Raw genomic sequence first — 15,732 nt, forward strand, 5'->3', positions numbered from 1 at the left:
GTTTGGCTGTCTTGAGGTTATGCCACAGGGGATACCTCCGGCGTTCACTGTCAGAACCGATAGCAATCCGCCAAAGTGTTTCGCGTAAGGCGAAGCATTTTGGCATTTTTTTGTCTGTGCTGCGGTGAGTGGTCTGCCACAGGCGATGGCTTTTATTGACGGTTGGATACTTAACCAAAGGGGAAGGACAGTGAACCAGATGCGCACTTTACTCGCATTGATGCCATGCGTGCTGATTGCTCCGACGTATGCACAGGATGACACGACGAAAAAGGGTGAGGCGAATGGCGATGAGATGGTGATAACCGCCTCGCGCTCGAATATCCAGCAGCAGAAAGCGCCGCAGGTAGTCACCGTCATTACTAAGGAGCAAATCGAGCAGCAGATGCAGGTCACCTCTGACTCGTCGCAAATTCTGAGCAATCTGTTGCCTTCGTTTTCCCCCAGCCGTCAGAAGATGAGTGGCAGCGGTGAAACTTTCCGCGGTCGTGCCGCTTTGGTGATGATTGACGGTATTCCTCAATCCAATCCTTTGCGTCCCACCGGACGTGAGATGCATACCGTCGACTACTCGATGGTTGAACGTATTGAAGTGATTCATGGTGCCAATGCGACTAACGGGATGGGGGCAACGGGTGGGGTGATCAATATCATCACCCGTCGACCGGAAAATGGTTCGTTTAATCAGCACGTCAACGTACAGACTACGATCCCGACAGAGAAGATTCGCGGTGAAACCGCCAGCTATAAAACCACCTATCGGGTTGATGGGCGTGAAGACTATCTCGATTACCTGTTCTCGATTGGCTATGAGAATCAGGGGCTGTATCTGGACGGCAACAATCGTCCCGTCGGCGTCGATAATACGCAGGGCGATACCATGGACTCCCGCGCTTACGATCTGCTAGCGAAAGTTGGCTACTGGCTGGATGACTATCAGCGTATTCAACTAAGCGTGAACCGCTATAACATCAAAGGTGAAAATAACTATCTGAGCGTGGATGGCGTGCGCAGGCTCGGTATTCCTACCACGTCGGTACGCGGTACGCCACCGGGTGAAGCACCGAATAACAGCATTTGGACAACGGGCTTAACGTATGAACACCACGATCTGGCAGGGATGAAGCTGTCAGCATTGGTGTTTAATCAGCGCTATGAGGCGCTGTTTGGTGCAACCCTGTCGGATACTTTCCAGGATACCTCTATTGCTCCTTTCCGTACGCTTTACGATCAGTCCCGCTCGGTTGCTAATAAGTACGGTACCAAGCTGGCGCTGACGAAAGACGACTTGCTGGATGACACGCTGAAAGTGACGGTGGGTTTCGATACGCTATACGATAAGGGTAAACAGGATCTCTACCTGACCAAACGTACCTATGTGCCGGAGATGGAATACACCAACTATTCGCCGTTTATTCAGGCCGAATATCAACTGCTGGATAACGTCACGCTGCACGCGGGTGTACGCCATGAAATTGCCAAGCTTCAGGTTAATGATTACCAAACACTGGCGTCTAATAATAGCGTGACGGTACAAGGCGGCAGCCCGAAATTTAATGAGACGCTGTATAACGCCGGTATCGTTTATGCCGCGACGGATTCGCTGAGTCTGTTTGCCAACTACTCGGAAGGATTCGGTATGCCGGATGTAGGGCGTGCGCTGCGTTCCATTGATCAGTCAGGCATTAGCCTGAATAATTTTGACGGCTTTAAACCGATTGTCACGGATAACGTAGAAACGGGATTCCGGTTTAAGAAAGATCGTTTCGATCTTGAAGCCAGCTACTATCAATCCAACGCAAAACTGGGTGAACGTGTGGTGCAAAGTGGGGATGTCTTTACTTCCCAGCGCCAGCGTACACGTATTCAAGGCGTTGAGGTCACCGCGGGCTATCAGATCAACGAACAGCATAAAGTCAACGCATCTTACGCTCATATGGAAGGAAAATTTGACAGCAATAGTGACGGTAAGCTGGATAAAAAACTTAACGGTTTGAATAATGTTGCGCCGGATCGGGTTATCGCCAGTTGGTCTGCAAACTGGAACGATAAGTGGAGCTCGTTCGTACAGGCGAATTATGCCTTCAGCCGCAGTTTTGATGATGCGGGATTGGCGTTTGACGGCTATCTGCTGATGGATGCTGCGGTAGGGTACAAGCTGCCGTATGGTCGTCTCAACGTTGCGGTGGCGAACCTGTTGGATAAGCAGTACATCACCTACTATTCCCAGGCGGCACAGGCAAATGATACACGCTATTTCTCCGGGCGTGGTCGCACGGTAACGCTGGGTTATTCGATTGATTTCTAAGCTTAACCGATTTAACCGCGTCCTTAATTCAGTAGCACGGCAGCGTTTTACGCTGGCCGTGTTGTTGTCTTTTCTGCTGGTGACGCTGGTACAGGCGGCAGAACCGCCGCGTCAGATTCGGCATGCGCTGGGTGTGGCCACTGTGAAGGGGACGCCACTACGTGTCGTGACGCTGTTTCAGGGCGCGACTGACTCTGCCGTGGCGCTGGGAATCAAACCGGTTGGCGTGGTGGAATCGTGGACGGAGAAGCCGATTTATCGCTACCTCCGCCCCGCATTACAAGGTGTGACGCTGGTTGGACTGGAAACACAGCCCAGCCTGGAAACCATCGCGCTACTCAAGCCCGATCTCATCGTGGCATCGACTTTTCGGCATGAAAAAATCTACGGTCTGCTGTCGCAGATCGCACCAACGATTGCGCTGGATAGGGTGTCGGAATTTAAGGATACGATCCAGATGATGGGCATCGCGCTAAACAGGGAAGATAAGGCGAACGAAATTTTATCCCACTGGGATCGGCGTGTGGATTCGCTGCGCGATCGGTTGAAAGCCCGATTCGGCGCGCGCTGGCCGCTCAGCGTGTCCATTCTCGAATTCCGTGAAGATCACATGCGCACTTATCTGCCCGCCAGCTTTGCCGGATCGGTGCTGGAGGAAATCGGCTTTGTCTGGTCGCGTCCGGAAAGCTACACCGCAGGCGTGATGCAAAAACTCACCAGCAAGGAGAGCATTCCGGTGGTGGATGCCGATCTGTTCTTTGTTTTGCTCCGTTCAGACAAGCCAGCAGTGGCGCAGAACTATCGCGATTGGCAGACTCATCCGCTCTGGCAGCGGCTTCGTGCGCCTCAGAACCAGCAGGTCTATCCGGTGGATAATGTAGCCTGGAGCCTGTCCGGCGGTATTGTGGGGGCGAATCATATGCTGGACGATATTGAACGACAGTTTGCCGATCCTGCGGGTAAAAAAAGCAATATTGCAAGGGAGAGCACTACACGATGAGTACTACACGATGAGACAGAGCATCGTGACGGCAGTGGGCATCACATTGCTGCTGTTCAGTATCGTCGCCAGCCTGATGTTGGGGCAGACCACGATTTCGTTTGGTGCGGTGTTCAACGCGCTATTCCATTACGATCCGCAGCAGATCGATCAGATTCTGGTGTTGACGACACGTCTGTCGCGGACGGTAATTGCTCTCGTTGTCGGTGCCAGTCTTGCCGTCGCCGGAGCCTTAATGCAGGCGCTGACGCGTAACCCGCTGGCTTCGCCGGGGATATTCGGCATTAACGCGGGGGCTATGTTTGCCATCGTACTGCTGTCTTCGCTGTTGACCTTTTCCTCACAGACCGCACTGGCCTGGACGGCCTATCTGGGTGCCGCTGTTGCGGGCGTCATGGTGTATGTGCTGGGAACGCTGGGTAATGCTCGCTCAAGCCATTTACGTATTGTGCTGGCTGGTGCCGCGATTAGCGCGCTGTTTATCTCGTTTACGCAGGCGTTGCTGGTGATCAATCAGGACGGGTTGGACAGCATGCTGTTCTGGCTGGCCGGTTCGGTGTCTGGCCGCAGTCTGTCGATGCTGTTGCCGCTGCTGCCGTATTTTGTCATGGCGCTATTCCTTACGCTGCTGTTAGCGCGTCACCTGAATATTCTGGTGGCGGGCGACGAGATCGCCAAAGGGTTGGGACAGCGAACCACTCTGGTCCGTGCGTTATCCGGGCTGTGTGTGATCGGGTTGGCGGGCGGCGCCGTGGCGATAGCTGGAAATATCGGTTTTATTGGGCTGATTGTGCCGCATATGGTGCGCCGTCTACTGTCTGCCGATCATCGCTGGCTGTTGCCCGGCTGCGCGATTTTTGGTGCCACGTTGTTACTGCTGGCGGATGTCGTTGCACGCTTGCTGATTGTGCCGCAGGAGGTACCGGTTGGGGCAATGACCGCGCTGCTAGGTGCGCCTTTCTTCATTTATCTGGCGAGAAAAGGGATGCGGCATGGGTAAGGTGTTTACCGTGCGGATGGGGAGCGTTTCACGTCAGATTGATCTACGTACCTCTGTGGTGGCGCTCTTGCTCCTGCTGGTGCTGTTAGCCGTCGTGTTTCTCTCTCTGTCGCTGGGGGAAGTGGTGCTGTCGCCTGTGCAGGTGATGTCGGCGCTGCTGGGAAAGGCAGGCAGCGGTGTGTATTTTATCGTCAACGACCTGCGTTTACCGCGAGCGCTGTTGGCGCTATTGGTCGGCGGTGCGCTGGCGATATCCGGCTTGATTCTGCAAAGCATTGTGCGTAATCCATTAGCCTCGCCGGATATTCTGGGGATTACCAGCGGTGCATCGGCGGCAGCGGTCTTCTTCCTCTCGTTTCTGGCGACGGCGATAAGCCAGCGCTGGCTCCCGCTGGCGGCGATGGGCGGGGCGTGGATAACGGCGCTCGCGATTTATCTGCTGGCCTGGAAGCAGGGCGCATCGCCGCTGCGGTTGGTGCTGGTTGGCGTTGGGCTGTCTGCCATCATGGGCGCGGCAGTCACGATGATGCTGGTATTTAGCCCGATAGGCACCACGCTGACAGCCTATGTGTGGCTGACGGGCAGTATTTACGGCGCACAGTGGCAGCATGTGTCAGAGCTGACGGGCTGGTTGTTGCTTGGTGCACCGTTTTTAGTGGGGCTGGCGAGACACGTTAACGTGCATGAGTTGGATGATGCGTTGGCCTGCGGTGTTGGCCAGTCTGTTGGGCGTATCCGGCTTGCGCTGTTAACGCTGAGCGTCGCGCTGGCAGGGGCTGCCATTGCCTATGCAGGCGCGATGGCGTTTGTTGGCCTGCTGGCACCGCATATCGCGAAAAAGCTGGCGAGCCGTTCATTTCCCGGTCTGGCGCTGGTGTCAGCGCTGACGGGCGGTTTATTGGTGATGGTGGCCGATTTGATTGGCCGCACTGCGTTCCTGCCGTTGGATCTGCCTGCTGGTATTTTTATCTCTGTGCTCGGAACGCCTTTCTTTATCTATTTATTGCTTCGGCAACGTTACTGAGATTGTAAGATGATGCGAGAGAATGTGCTGCCAACACACGTATATCCAACTCACGGCGAAGCGATTGCCAGCCAGTCGCTGACGCTGAGTTATGAAAAACAGGTTGTGATTGATGCGTTGGATATCGCGCTGCCAGCCCAGAAAATTTCGGTGCTGGTGGGGAGTAACGGCTGCGGTAAGAGCACGTTGTTGAAGTCGTTCGCCCGTCTGCTGAAACCGACAAGTGGGACGATTATTGTCAACGGGGCGGATATCCATCGGCAATCTACCGTTGAGGTGGCGAAGTCACTGGCGATTCTTCCACAAACGCCAACTGCGCCGGAAGGGCTGACGGTGTATCAATTGGTGAAGATGGGGCGTTATCCGCACCAGTCGTGGCTCAAGCAGTGGTCGACAACGGACGAAGAAAAAGTGATTCAGGCGTTGCACAGCACTGGCGTATTGGCATTAAAGGATCGCGCAGTAGATTCGCTATCCGGCGGGCAGCGCCAGCGTGTATGGATCGCTATGACGCTGGCGCAGGATACCGATATTGTTCTGTTGGATGAGCCGACGACGTATCTCGATCTGGCGCATCAGATGGAGGTGCTGGATTTGCTGCGGGAACTGAACCTTCAGCAGCAGAAAACTATTGTCATGGTGTTACATGATTTGAATCTGGCGTGTCGCTACGCACACCACATGGTAGCCGTGCATAACCGGACGGTGTTTGCACAGGGGAATCCGCGCGACATTCTTACCGAAGCTACGGTAAAAACGGTGTTTAACCTGAACTGTCGCATCATTGACGATCCGTTCTTCGGCACGCCGTTGTGCATTCCATTTGGGCGCGACGCGGTGGAGACGGCGACTGATGTCGGCTAACCGTCTGACGGCACCGCAGTGGGCGATGCTCTCCGGTACGCTGCAACTCACGGATGCCTCGCTGCGGGTCGGTTCTGACCGTTGCCCAAGCCGTAAGATGCTGGAACCAGACTATTGCCATTGGCTGCTGAACACCCTGACACCACCGTTGCTGTCGCCATCGATCAAGATTACGGCGTCACTGCTGGCGAAGCGGATAGGATTTTTAACCACGGCTGCCAGCCTGTATGCGATGTCGGTGTATAACAAAGGGCTGAACATGACGCTGGATAACAGCGTGTTGGAATTCGGACACAGCCGTCTATGGACATCGACCATGCCACTTTACGATCTCACGGTGTCTCAACCAGAAGCAGGGCGGCGAGAGGCGTGGCGCGATAGCCTGTTCGATACGCTGTTTGCTCAACACCTATCGCCGGTGTTACATACGCTGTCTGCGGTGTCGGGCACGCCGTTGCGCATCCTGTGGGAAAACGTCGCGGTGCGGGTGTTTTCGTTATACGAACAGCGTATTGAGTGGGACGATCCGGCAGCGGAGTGTTCACCAGGAATGACGTTGGCACAGCAGGTACAACAGGATTTTGACGCTTTGCTGGCTGCGCCCGGCGAACGTTTTGGCTGTGATGATAACCCGCTAAGACCGTTCTTTCGGGCGAAAACGCGAGTGCCTGCGGTGGGGAGTTCGGTGAACTTTCGCAGCGTACGCTTCCGCCGCACCTGCTGTTTTTATTACAAGGCATCGCAGCCGCAGGAATACTGCCAAAATTGCCCATTACTGCGCCCCACCAGAAAAACGGGCTGACACAGGTAAAAATCCTCTCGTAGTTATGCCCTAAATAATTCGAGTTGCATGACAAAACGTTAGCGTTTTGAACAACGCAGAGCGTTGGCCCTTTAGGGCGAGGCCCGCGACGGGCCGAGTATTTAAGGGCAGCCAACGCACATGCAGCTTGAAGTATGACGGGGATAGAATCTCTGCTACAATCGTCGGCAGTCATGCACCGTAGTTGTGCTCGTTCACCGTGGTTGTTGCGTATGTCGTTGTTACGTGAAGTGTTACGTGAGTTGTTACGTAAATAGTGGCCCAGCAAACCCGTCTTATTGACCCTCTGAAAACTACACCGGCTACTGTCCGGTCAGAGCGGATCTGGAGTTGTTCTTTTTATGTCATTTGATTCTCTCGGCCTGAGTGCCGATATTCTGCGCGCGATTGAAGAGCAGGGTTATCGCGATCCTACCCCCGTTCAGCGTCAGGCGATTCCTGTCGTGTTGGAAGGACGCGATTTAATGGCCAGCGCGCAAACGGGTACGGGTAAAACGGCGGGTTTTACGCTGCCACTCTTGCAACTGCTCACCAGCCGCGAAGCGCAGAATAAAGGGAAAGGACGCCGTCCAGTACGGGCGCTGATCCTCACGCCAACTCGCGAGCTGGCGGCACAGATTGATGAGAACGTGAAGGCGTATAGCAAGTATTTGCGCCTGCGCTCACTGGTCGTATTTGGCGGTGTGAGCATTAACCCGCAGATGATGAAGTTGCGCGGCGGCGTGGATATTCTGGTGGCGACGCCGGGGCGTCTGCTCGATCTGGAACACCAGAACGCCGTTGACCTGTCACAGATTGAAATTCTGGTTCTGGATGAAGCGGATCGGATGCTGGATATGGGCTTCATTCACGATATTCGTCGTGTACTGGCGAAGCTGCCGACCAAACGCCAAAACCTGCTGTTCTCCGCGACTTTCTCGGATGAGATCAAAGCGTTGGCGAACAAACTGCTGACTAATCCCGCCTCGGTTGAAGTCGTGCGTCGTAATACGCCGTCTGAACTGGTTACGCAGCACGTACATTTTGTCGATAAGCGCCGCAAACGTGAACTGTTGTCTCAGTTGATTGGTGAAAATAACTGGCAGCAGGTGCTGGTCTTTACCCGCACCAAACACGGCGCTAACCATCTGGCTGAACTGCTGGAGAAAGACGGTATTACCGCCGCCGCTATCCACGGTAATAAAAGCCAGGGCGCGCGTACGCGTGCGCTGGCAAACTTCAAAGATGGCAGCATCCGCGTGCTGGTCGCGACGGATATCGCCGCACGTGGTTTGGATATCGACCAACTGCCGCACGTGGTGAACTATGAGTTGCCAAACGTGCCGGAAGATTACGTTCACCGTATCGGCCGTACCGGTCGTGCAGAAGCAACGGGAGAAGCGCTGTCGCTGGTGTGCGTAGATGAACACAAACTGCTGCGTGATATCGAGCGTTTGTTGAAGCGTGAGATTCCGCGTATTGCTATCGAAGGCTATGAGCCAGATCCGTCCATCAAGGCAGAACCGATTGTGAATGGCCGCCAGGGTAACCGTGGCGGCGGCGGTGCGCGTAGTTCAGCACCTCGTGCGCAGTCTGGCGCACCGCGCGGTCAGTCCGAGCGCAGCGAACGTAGTCAAGGTCAGGGCGAACGCCGTTCAGCCGAGGGTAATCGCCAACCGCGCAAATCGGGCGGTAATAGCGATAGTCCATGGGGCACTGGCGGAAAAGGCAAGGGTGGTGGTGAAGGCCAGCGCCGCGCACCGCGCCCGCAAAACCGCAGTAAGCCAGCGGACAAGTAACAGCGAAAGGGAGCCATCTGGCTCCCTTTTTTATCGCGTTATTTTTGCCGTAACAGGCTGTGCAGTTGGATTGCGTGGGCGGTAGAACATCACCGCGTTGCCCGCCAGAATCAGCAACAGGCCGATAAGCGCGTTGGGTCGCCACTGGTAGCCTTCAAATAGCGTCGAAATCGACAGCGCCACCAGCGGAAAGAGCAGCGTGGTGTAAGCCGCCTGGCTGGCACCGATGCGGCCGATCAGGCTGAAGTAAGCACCGAAGCCGATGACTGAACCAAAGATAGCCAGATAGAACAGTGACCCCAGATAGCTGGTGCTGTATTCCGGTGCGAAGCTATATCCCTGAATCAGGCTGAACAATCCCATCCAGAGCGCCCCATATCCCATGCCCCAGCCGTTGGTTGTCAGTACATCGCGACCCTGTCGCTGGTGCTGGGCGCTAATCATATTACCGAGTGAGAAGCAGTAGGTACCCAGAACGCTCAATCCCACGCCCCATAGCAAATAGGGCTGCGCATCGATTTGTGTCAGATCGTGCCAGAATAGCGCGATGATGCCGGTAAGCCCGAGCGGTGTGGCGATCGCCACGTTGCGTGTTAACGGCTGCCCGAAGAAAAGACGGCTGTTAAAGGCGTTAAACAGCACCGCCATCGAGAAAATGATGGATTCCAATCCGCTCGAAATCCAGGCGATGGCGTGGTAAAAACAGAGAAAGTTGACGCCGAATACGCATAGCCCTTGTACCATACACAGCAGGTGGGCACGCGGGGAAAGCGGGCGCAGGCGACGCGTCAGGGTCAGAAATGCCAGTAAGATGGCCGATGCCAGCGCAAAGCGCCAGAAAACGGAGACTTCAGCAGCGACGTTGCCCTGTTGCAGGCTAATGGCGATCCACGTCGTGCCCCAAATCAGGACGACAGAAAAGTAAAGTAGGGTATTCATTGAGTGATTCCGCATGAGTTAATGTTGGCAGTATGGCGAATGCGTTTGTCGCAGGCTTTCAGCCCCTTGCGGTGAATAACAGAATCTTGCGGTTAAATGAAAAACGGAGGCAGCAATGCATCGTTATAAAGCGTTCGATACCATGCTGCATCATAAAACCGAGCTGCGCGGCACCGTCGAACTGACGTCCGGCGTGCGTCTGGCCGCATGGTTTAACCGCCATGACCGCGTTACGATGGAAAACACCGAGCACCATACGCTTAGCCTTTATATCGCCGGTGGCTATGAGAGCTATCACCAAACGGCGGACGGCTGGCATAACGGCGGCGGGCCGGATCGTTTCTGCCTGATGCCGCAACAGAGCGCATCGACCTGGGATATCCGTGGCGACCTCGATTTTGTGCATCTGTATTTTGACGATGCACACCTGCGACAGCTGGCTGAGCAAATCTGGGATCGCAGCCCGGCATCGATCTGCACGGAAGAGCGGATATTTGGTGACGATCCGCTGATTACGTCGCTGTATCGGCAATTTTTGCTCAGCAACCGCTGGGACGATCCGGCAAATCAGCTTGTCCTTAGCAGTGCTGCGACGCTGTTGATGATTCAGGTACTGCGTGGTTACACCCAATTGCAATGGGAACTGCCGATGGTGCGCGGCGGGCTGGCGCCAGCAGTACTGCGGCGCAGCAAGATGCAAATTGAGGCACATCTCGATCAGCCGCTGACGCTACAGGCGCTGGCGGCGGAAGCGGGGCTCAGCGAGTTTCACTTTGCGCGCATGTTTCGCCAGAGTGTGGGAATGGCACCGCATCAGTATGTCCTGAAGCAGCGACTGGTTCGCGCTGAAGCGCTCGTGCGACAGGGTACGCTGCCGATCACGGATATTGCGCTGGCCTGCGGGTTCAGCTCCGCCAGCCACCTCAGTCATCAATTCAAAAAGGAATATGGCCTGACGCCATCGGCGCTGCGTCTGGCGCAGAAATAGACCGGAAAAAAGCAGACGGGCAAAAAATCAGCGAAACGTTGTCGAGGCGGATGTTCATCATCCGCCTCACGCTTTTCTGATCGTTATTATTTCGCCGCCAGCAGGCATAAATTCAATGCCACTTCATACGATTTTACAAACGACGGCACAGGAAGAAACTCAAAACGCGAGTGGAAATTGTGTGCACCAGTGAAGAAATTTGGCGTCAGCAATCCTTTGGCGGACAGTGCCGCGCCGTCTGTGCCGCCACGCATTGGTGTCACTTTGGGTTCAATGCCCAGCGTGTCCAGTGCGGCAAACAGCAGATCGATGGCTCGGCGATCGTTGGTAATCGCATTGCTGATATTGCTGTAGATATCAGTGAGGTTGAATGCCACGCTGCCAGTCGGGTACTGTGCGGCAATCTTCTCGGCGATGGCGGCGATCTGCTGCTTCCGTTGTTCAAACGTCGCTAAATCGAAATCGCGGATAGACGCTTTGAGCTTCGCTTCATTGGCGTTCGCCGTCAGATCGTTAAACCAGACATAGCCCTCGCGTCCTTCCGTATGCTCCGGTGTCTGTTGGCGATCGAACTGGCTGATAAAGTCATGCGCCATCAGCAGCGGGTTGACCAGCACGCCTTTTGCCGACATCGGGTGCGCGGGCACGCCAGTAAAGCGAATTTCCGCTGAGGCCGCATTGAAGTTTTCATACACTACTTCACCCAGTTCGCAGCAGTCGATAGTGTAGGCGAAATCAACATCGAAGCGTTTGAGATCGAGCGCTTTTGCGCCGCGCAGCCCAATTTCCTCATCTGGCACGAAGGCCACCACGATATCGCCGTGTGGGGTAGCGTGGGTCAGGTTCTCCATGAGCGTCATCACTACGGTAACGGCGGCTTTGTTGTCCGCACCGAGTACGCTGGTGCCGTCGCTGAAAATAATGTCCTGCCCGACATACGGTAGAATTTCCGGGTGTTCCGCCGTGCGCAGCCAAATGTCCTGTTCGGCGTTCAGACAGAGGTCTTCACCGGTAAAACGCAGCGTTTGTGGGTGAATATGCGGCGACAGGCCGACGTCAACCGTATCGATATGAGTAATAAAACCGATGCGTGGTGCGGACGGACAGTTACCCGGCTTCACGGCTGTCACAGTGGCGTGCTCATCAATGACGACATCTTGCAAACCCAGTGCTCGTAGCTCGTCCGCCAGCAGACGTGCCATTTCATGCTGTTCCGGGGTGCTGGGTAACGTTGTCGAGCGGGCATCGCTTTGGCTGGTGACGGCGAGATAACGGTAAAAACGGTTGCTGAGTTGATGAGCCAGACTGTCTGTCATAACGAATCCTTTTTATTCTGCAATACCTATGATGGCTATCCTAACGTAGAAATTATTTCATTTGAGGGTTTTATTTGTCATTTTATCGTCATGATTTTTATAGCGGTGTGGTGGAACATCAATAACAAGCGAGGACTGGGATGAAAAAAGCAGGAATACGATTCACATTGGCTGCGTTGACGCTGGCGGTCGCCTCCGCGGCATCGGCGAATACCCTGGTGTATTGCTCTGAAGGATCGCCGGAAAACTTTAACCCGCAGCTTTATACTTCCGGCACCAGCGTGGATGCCAGCGCCGTGCCGATTTATAACCGCCTGGTGGATTTCAAGGTGGGTACCACGGAGCTGGTGCCGAGTCTGGCGGAGCGTTGGGACATCAGCGGCGATGGCCGCGTCTATACCTTCCATTTGCGCAAAGGTGTGAAATTCCAGAGCAATAAATACTTCAAACCTTCGCGTGATTTTACCGCCGACGACGTTATTTTCTCCTTCATGCGGCAAAAAGATCCGCAGCACCCTTACCACAGCGTCTCGAAAGGGACGTATGCCAATTTTGAAAGCTTGTCCTTTGGCTCGTTGATTCAGAATATCGAGAAAGTGGATGACCACACGGTGCGCTTCACGCTTTCCCATGCGGAAGCCCCATTTCTGGCCGATTTAGCCTGGTACTTCGCTTCCATTCTTTCTGCGGAATATGCCGATGCCATGCTCAAAGCCGGCACGCCGGAACGCGTGGATATGGACCCGATTGGCACTGGGCCTTTCGAGTTAGCACAGTATCAGAAAGATTCGCGCATTCTGTTTAAGGCATTTCCCGCCTATTGGGAAGGCAAGGCTAAACTGGATCGGTTGATTTTCACTATTACGCCAGACGCCTCCGTGCGTTACGCCAAGCTAGAGAAGAATGAGTGTCAGGTGATGCCGTTCCCTAATCCTGCCGATCTGCCGCGCATGAAAGAGAACAAAGATATCGTGTTGATGCAGAAGGCGGGATTGAATACCGGCTTCCTGTCGTTCAATACTCAAAAAGCGCCGACGGATAATGTGAAAGTGCGGCAGGCATTGACGATGGCGATTAACAAATCGGCGATTATTGACGCCGTTTTTCAAGGCACTGGCACCGTAGCGAAAAACCTGCTGCCGCCTGGCGTCTGGAGTGCTGACAGTGAGCTAAAGGATTACGACTACGATCCCGAGAAGGCGAAGGCATTGCTGAAAGAAGCCGGTTTGGCGGAAGGCACCACTATCGAACTGTGGGCGATGCCGGTGCAGCGTCCGTATAACCCGAATGCCCGCCGGATGTCGGAGATGATTCAGGCCGACTGGGCGAAAGTCGGCGTGCAGGCGAAAATTGTCACCTTTGAGTGGGGCGAATACCTGAAGCGGGTGAAAAGTGGTGAGCATCAGGCGGCGTTGATGGGCTGGACAACGGCGACGGGTGACCCTGATAACTTCTTCGGCCCGCTGTTTACCTGTACGGCGGCCAACGGCGGTTCCAACTCGGCAAAGTGGTGCTACGCACCGTTTGATAAAATTATCACCGAAGCACGTGCTTCACAGGATCACCAGCAGCGAATTGCGTTATACAAGCAGGCGCAGCAGATGATGCACGATCAGGCACCCGCCGTCATGATTGCGCATTCCACGCTCTCTATTCCGGTACGAAAGGAAGTGATCGGGTATGAAGTTGACCCGTTCGATAAGCATATTTTTTATCAGGTTGATATTAAGAAGTAAGCAGCAGACAGTCCGGCACGCGGTGCCGGACTCAAATGTGGCGTAACTATTCGGTTTCATCGCCGTAATACAGCTTACCGATGCGGATAATATCGCGCCCCTGTGATTTGCGATGTTTATTGGAATCGCGCAGGGAATAAATGCAGCCGCAATACTCCTGTTGATAGAAACGTTCGCGTTTGCTGATTTCGATCATGCGCGACGAGCCGCCGCCTTTGCGCCAGTTGTAATCCCAATAGGTGATGCCGGGATATTTCTGCGCCGCGTTCTGTCCGCATTCGGTAATCTGCTGCATGTTTTTCCAGCGTGAAATCCCCAGCGAACTGGAAATGACGCTAAACCCGTTTTCTGCGGCGTACAGCGCTGTGCGCTCAAAGCGCATATCAAAACACATGGTGCAGCGAATACCGCGTTCCGGTTCCCATTCCATGCCTTTAGCGCGCTCGAACCAGTTATCCGAATCGTAATCTGCATCAATGAAAGGCACGTTATGCTGTTCGGCGAAGCGGATGTTTTCCTCTTTTCGGATCAGATATTCACGCTGCGGGTGGATATTGGGGTTATAAAAGAAAATGGTGTAGTCGATGCCAGAAGCGGTGATGGCTTCCATAACTTCACCAGAGCAGGGCGCACAGCAGGAATGCAGCAGCAGTTTGTCTGCGCTGTTGGGTAGTGAAAGCTGCGGGCGTTTAAATTCTGCGGTTTTGACATTCGACATAAAAAATAGCCACTTCGTTGTGGTCCGTAAGGACGGTGTCGGTACAAATTCGTCACGAATTATTGATGATATGTTCACAAGAGGCAACCTCATGGCCTGCCCAGCGTTATCTTTCCCGTTGCGTTCCCCGTACAATACCCCCTAAGATTGCCTGCTTTTTTTGGCCTGAATGGCTGTGATTAACGATCGAATGGTTACCGAGTAGCGTTATGCGTGTTCTGCTTGCCCCGATGGAAGGGGTTCTCGACTCATTAGTGCGAGAACTGCTGACTGAAGTAAATGATTATGACCTGTGCATCACCGAATTTTTACGCGTGGTGGATCAGTGCCTGCCAGTGAAATCCTTTTATCGCCTGTGCCCGGAGCTACAGCATGCCAGCCGCACGCCGTCCGGCACGCTGGTGCGCGTACAGTTACTGGGGCAATACCCACAGTGGCTGGCGGAGAATGCGGCACGGGCGGTGGAGCTGGGCTCGTATGGTGTCGATCTTAACTGCGGCTGTCCGTCGAAGCTGGTAAACGGTAGCGGGGGCGGCGCGACGCTGTTAAAAGATCCCGAACTGATTTATCAGGGTGCAAAAGCCATGCGTGAGGCGGTGCCTGCGCATTTGCCTGTCACGGTGAAAATACGTCTGGGATGGGATTCCGGCGCTCGTCAGTTTGAAATCGCCGATGCGGTGCAGCAGGCGGGCGCGAGCGAACTGGTCGTGCATGGTCGCACGAAGGAAGACGGTTATAAGGCTGAATGTATTAACTGGCAGGCGATAGGGGAGATTCGCCAGCGCCTGCGGATTCCGGTGATTGCCAACGGTGAAATCTGGGACTGGCAGAGTGCACAGGATTGTATGGCAACAACGGGCTGCGATGCGGTGATGATCGGGCGCGGTGCGCTGAATGTACCGAACCTGAGCCGCGTGATTAAGTATAACGAGCCGCGTATGCCGTGGCCTGAGGTCATGCTGCTGCTACAAAAATATGTGCAGTTGGAAAAGCAGGGCGACACGGGAATGTATCACGTCGCGCGCATCAAACAGTGGCTCGGCTATTTGCGTAAAGAGTACGACGACGCCACCGAGTTATTCAGCGAGATTCGCACGTTGAAGACCTCAACGGATATCGCCCGTGTGATTGGTGAGCCATAAGTGCTCACCGTTTTTCGTCCTTCTGCTCAATTTTAACCCACCTCATCACTCTCCCGCTGGCCTGTACTTTACTTTACGAATCGGTTGGCGGTATAA

General features: G+C 54.4%; 13 protein-coding genes. 10 read left to right on the top strand and 3 right to left on the bottom strand.

Features of this window, described 5'->3' with window-relative positions:
* The first annotated feature begins 199 nt into the window (after window positions 1–199).
* From E2566_RS08310 to rhlE, 7 genes are all read left to right on the top strand, one after another.
* Window positions 200–2,308 (top strand): TonB-dependent receptor, encoded by a 2,109-nt coding sequence (locus tag E2566_RS08310; RefSeq protein ID WP_107167984.1) that lies wholly within the window; start codon window positions 200–202, stop codon window positions 2,306–2,308.
* Window positions 2,298–3,308, top strand: coding sequence for an ABC transporter substrate-binding protein (locus E2566_RS08315; RefSeq protein WP_107167921.1), 1,011 nt, complete (start codon window positions 2,298–2,300; stop codon window positions 3,306–3,308). The genes E2566_RS08310 and E2566_RS08315 overlap by 11 nt, the downstream gene beginning before the upstream one ends.
* 10 nt (window positions 3,309–3,318) lie before the next feature.
* Entirely contained in the window at window positions 3,319–4,308 is a 990-nt protein-coding gene (locus E2566_RS08320; RefSeq protein ID WP_107167922.1) for a FecCD family ABC transporter permease, read from the top strand.
* Window positions 4,301–5,332 carry a FecCD family ABC transporter permease gene (locus tag E2566_RS08325; protein ID WP_107167923.1) on the top strand — a complete coding sequence of 344 codons (1,032 nt, stop codon included), beginning with the start codon at window positions 4,301–4,303 and terminating at the stop codon, window positions 5,330–5,332. Before E2566_RS08320 ends, E2566_RS08325 begins: the two co-directional genes overlap by 8 nt.
* A gap of 12 nt (window positions 5,333–5,344) precedes the next feature.
* Window positions 5,345–6,196, top strand: coding sequence for an ABC transporter ATP-binding protein (locus E2566_RS08330; RefSeq protein WP_107167985.1), 852 nt, complete (start codon window positions 5,345–5,347; stop codon window positions 6,194–6,196).
* Window positions 6,186–6,998 carry an IucA/IucC family C-terminal-domain containing protein gene (locus E2566_RS08335; protein WP_107167924.1) on the top strand — a complete coding sequence of 271 codons (813 nt, stop codon included), beginning with the start codon at window positions 6,186–6,188 and terminating at the stop codon, window positions 6,996–6,998. The genes E2566_RS08330 and E2566_RS08335 overlap by 11 nt, the downstream gene beginning before the upstream one ends.
* 362 nt (window positions 6,999–7,360) lie before the next feature.
* Window positions 7,361–8,797: an ATP-dependent RNA helicase RhlE gene (gene rhlE / locus E2566_RS08340; protein WP_107167925.1), complete on the top strand. Its 1,437-nt coding sequence runs from the start codon at window positions 7,361–7,363 to the stop codon at window positions 8,795–8,797.
* 30 nt (window positions 8,798–8,827) lie between these two features.
* Here rhlE and E2566_RS08345 read toward each other — a convergent pair whose 3' ends face one another.
* A complete protein-coding gene (locus E2566_RS08345; RefSeq protein ID WP_107167926.1) occupies window positions 8,828–9,736 on the bottom strand; it encodes a DMT family transporter in 909 nt (302 codons plus the stop codon).
* Window positions 9,737–9,851: 115 nt separating this feature from the next.
* On the opposite strand from E2566_RS08345, the gene E2566_RS08350 reads away from it, so the two are divergent.
* Complete coding sequence (locus E2566_RS08350; RefSeq protein WP_107167927.1) at window positions 9,852–10,724, top strand: helix-turn-helix domain-containing protein; 873 nt, start codon at window positions 9,852–9,854, stop codon at window positions 10,722–10,724.
* An 86-nt stretch (window positions 10,725–10,810) separates the two neighbouring features.
* On the opposite strand, the gene pepT is transcribed toward E2566_RS08350, so the two are convergent.
* Entirely contained in the window at window positions 10,811–12,040 is a 1,230-nt protein-coding gene (gene pepT, locus E2566_RS08355; RefSeq protein ID WP_107167928.1) for a peptidase T, read from the bottom strand.
* A gap of 140 nt (window positions 12,041–12,180) precedes the next feature.
* On the opposite strand from pepT, the gene E2566_RS08360 reads away from it, so the two are divergent.
* On the top strand, window positions 12,181–13,776 hold the full coding sequence (locus E2566_RS08360) for an ABC transporter substrate-binding protein (RefSeq protein ID WP_107167929.1): 1,596 nt from the start codon (window positions 12,181–12,183) through the stop codon (window positions 13,774–13,776).
* A gap of 46 nt (window positions 13,777–13,822) precedes the next feature.
* Here E2566_RS08360 and E2566_RS08365 read toward each other — a convergent pair whose 3' ends face one another.
* The gene (locus E2566_RS08365; protein WP_039287249.1) at window positions 13,823–14,494 is read right to left on the bottom strand and encodes an epoxyqueuosine reductase QueH; all 672 of its coding nucleotides are present in this window, start codon (window positions 14,492–14,494) and stop codon (window positions 13,823–13,825) included.
* A 209-nt stretch (window positions 14,495–14,703) separates the two neighbouring features.
* On the opposite strand from E2566_RS08365, the gene dusC reads away from it, so the two are divergent.
* A complete protein-coding gene (gene dusC / locus E2566_RS08370; protein ID WP_107167930.1) occupies window positions 14,704–15,636 on the top strand; it encodes a tRNA dihydrouridine(16) synthase DusC in 933 nt (310 codons plus the stop codon).
* Window positions 15,637–15,732: the final 96 nt, after the last annotated feature.

Origin of the sequence: Pectobacterium punjabense (assembly GCF_012427845.1) — a bacterium.
Taxonomy (GTDB): domain Bacteria; phylum Pseudomonadota; class Gammaproteobacteria; order Enterobacterales; family Enterobacteriaceae; genus Pectobacterium; species Pectobacterium punjabense.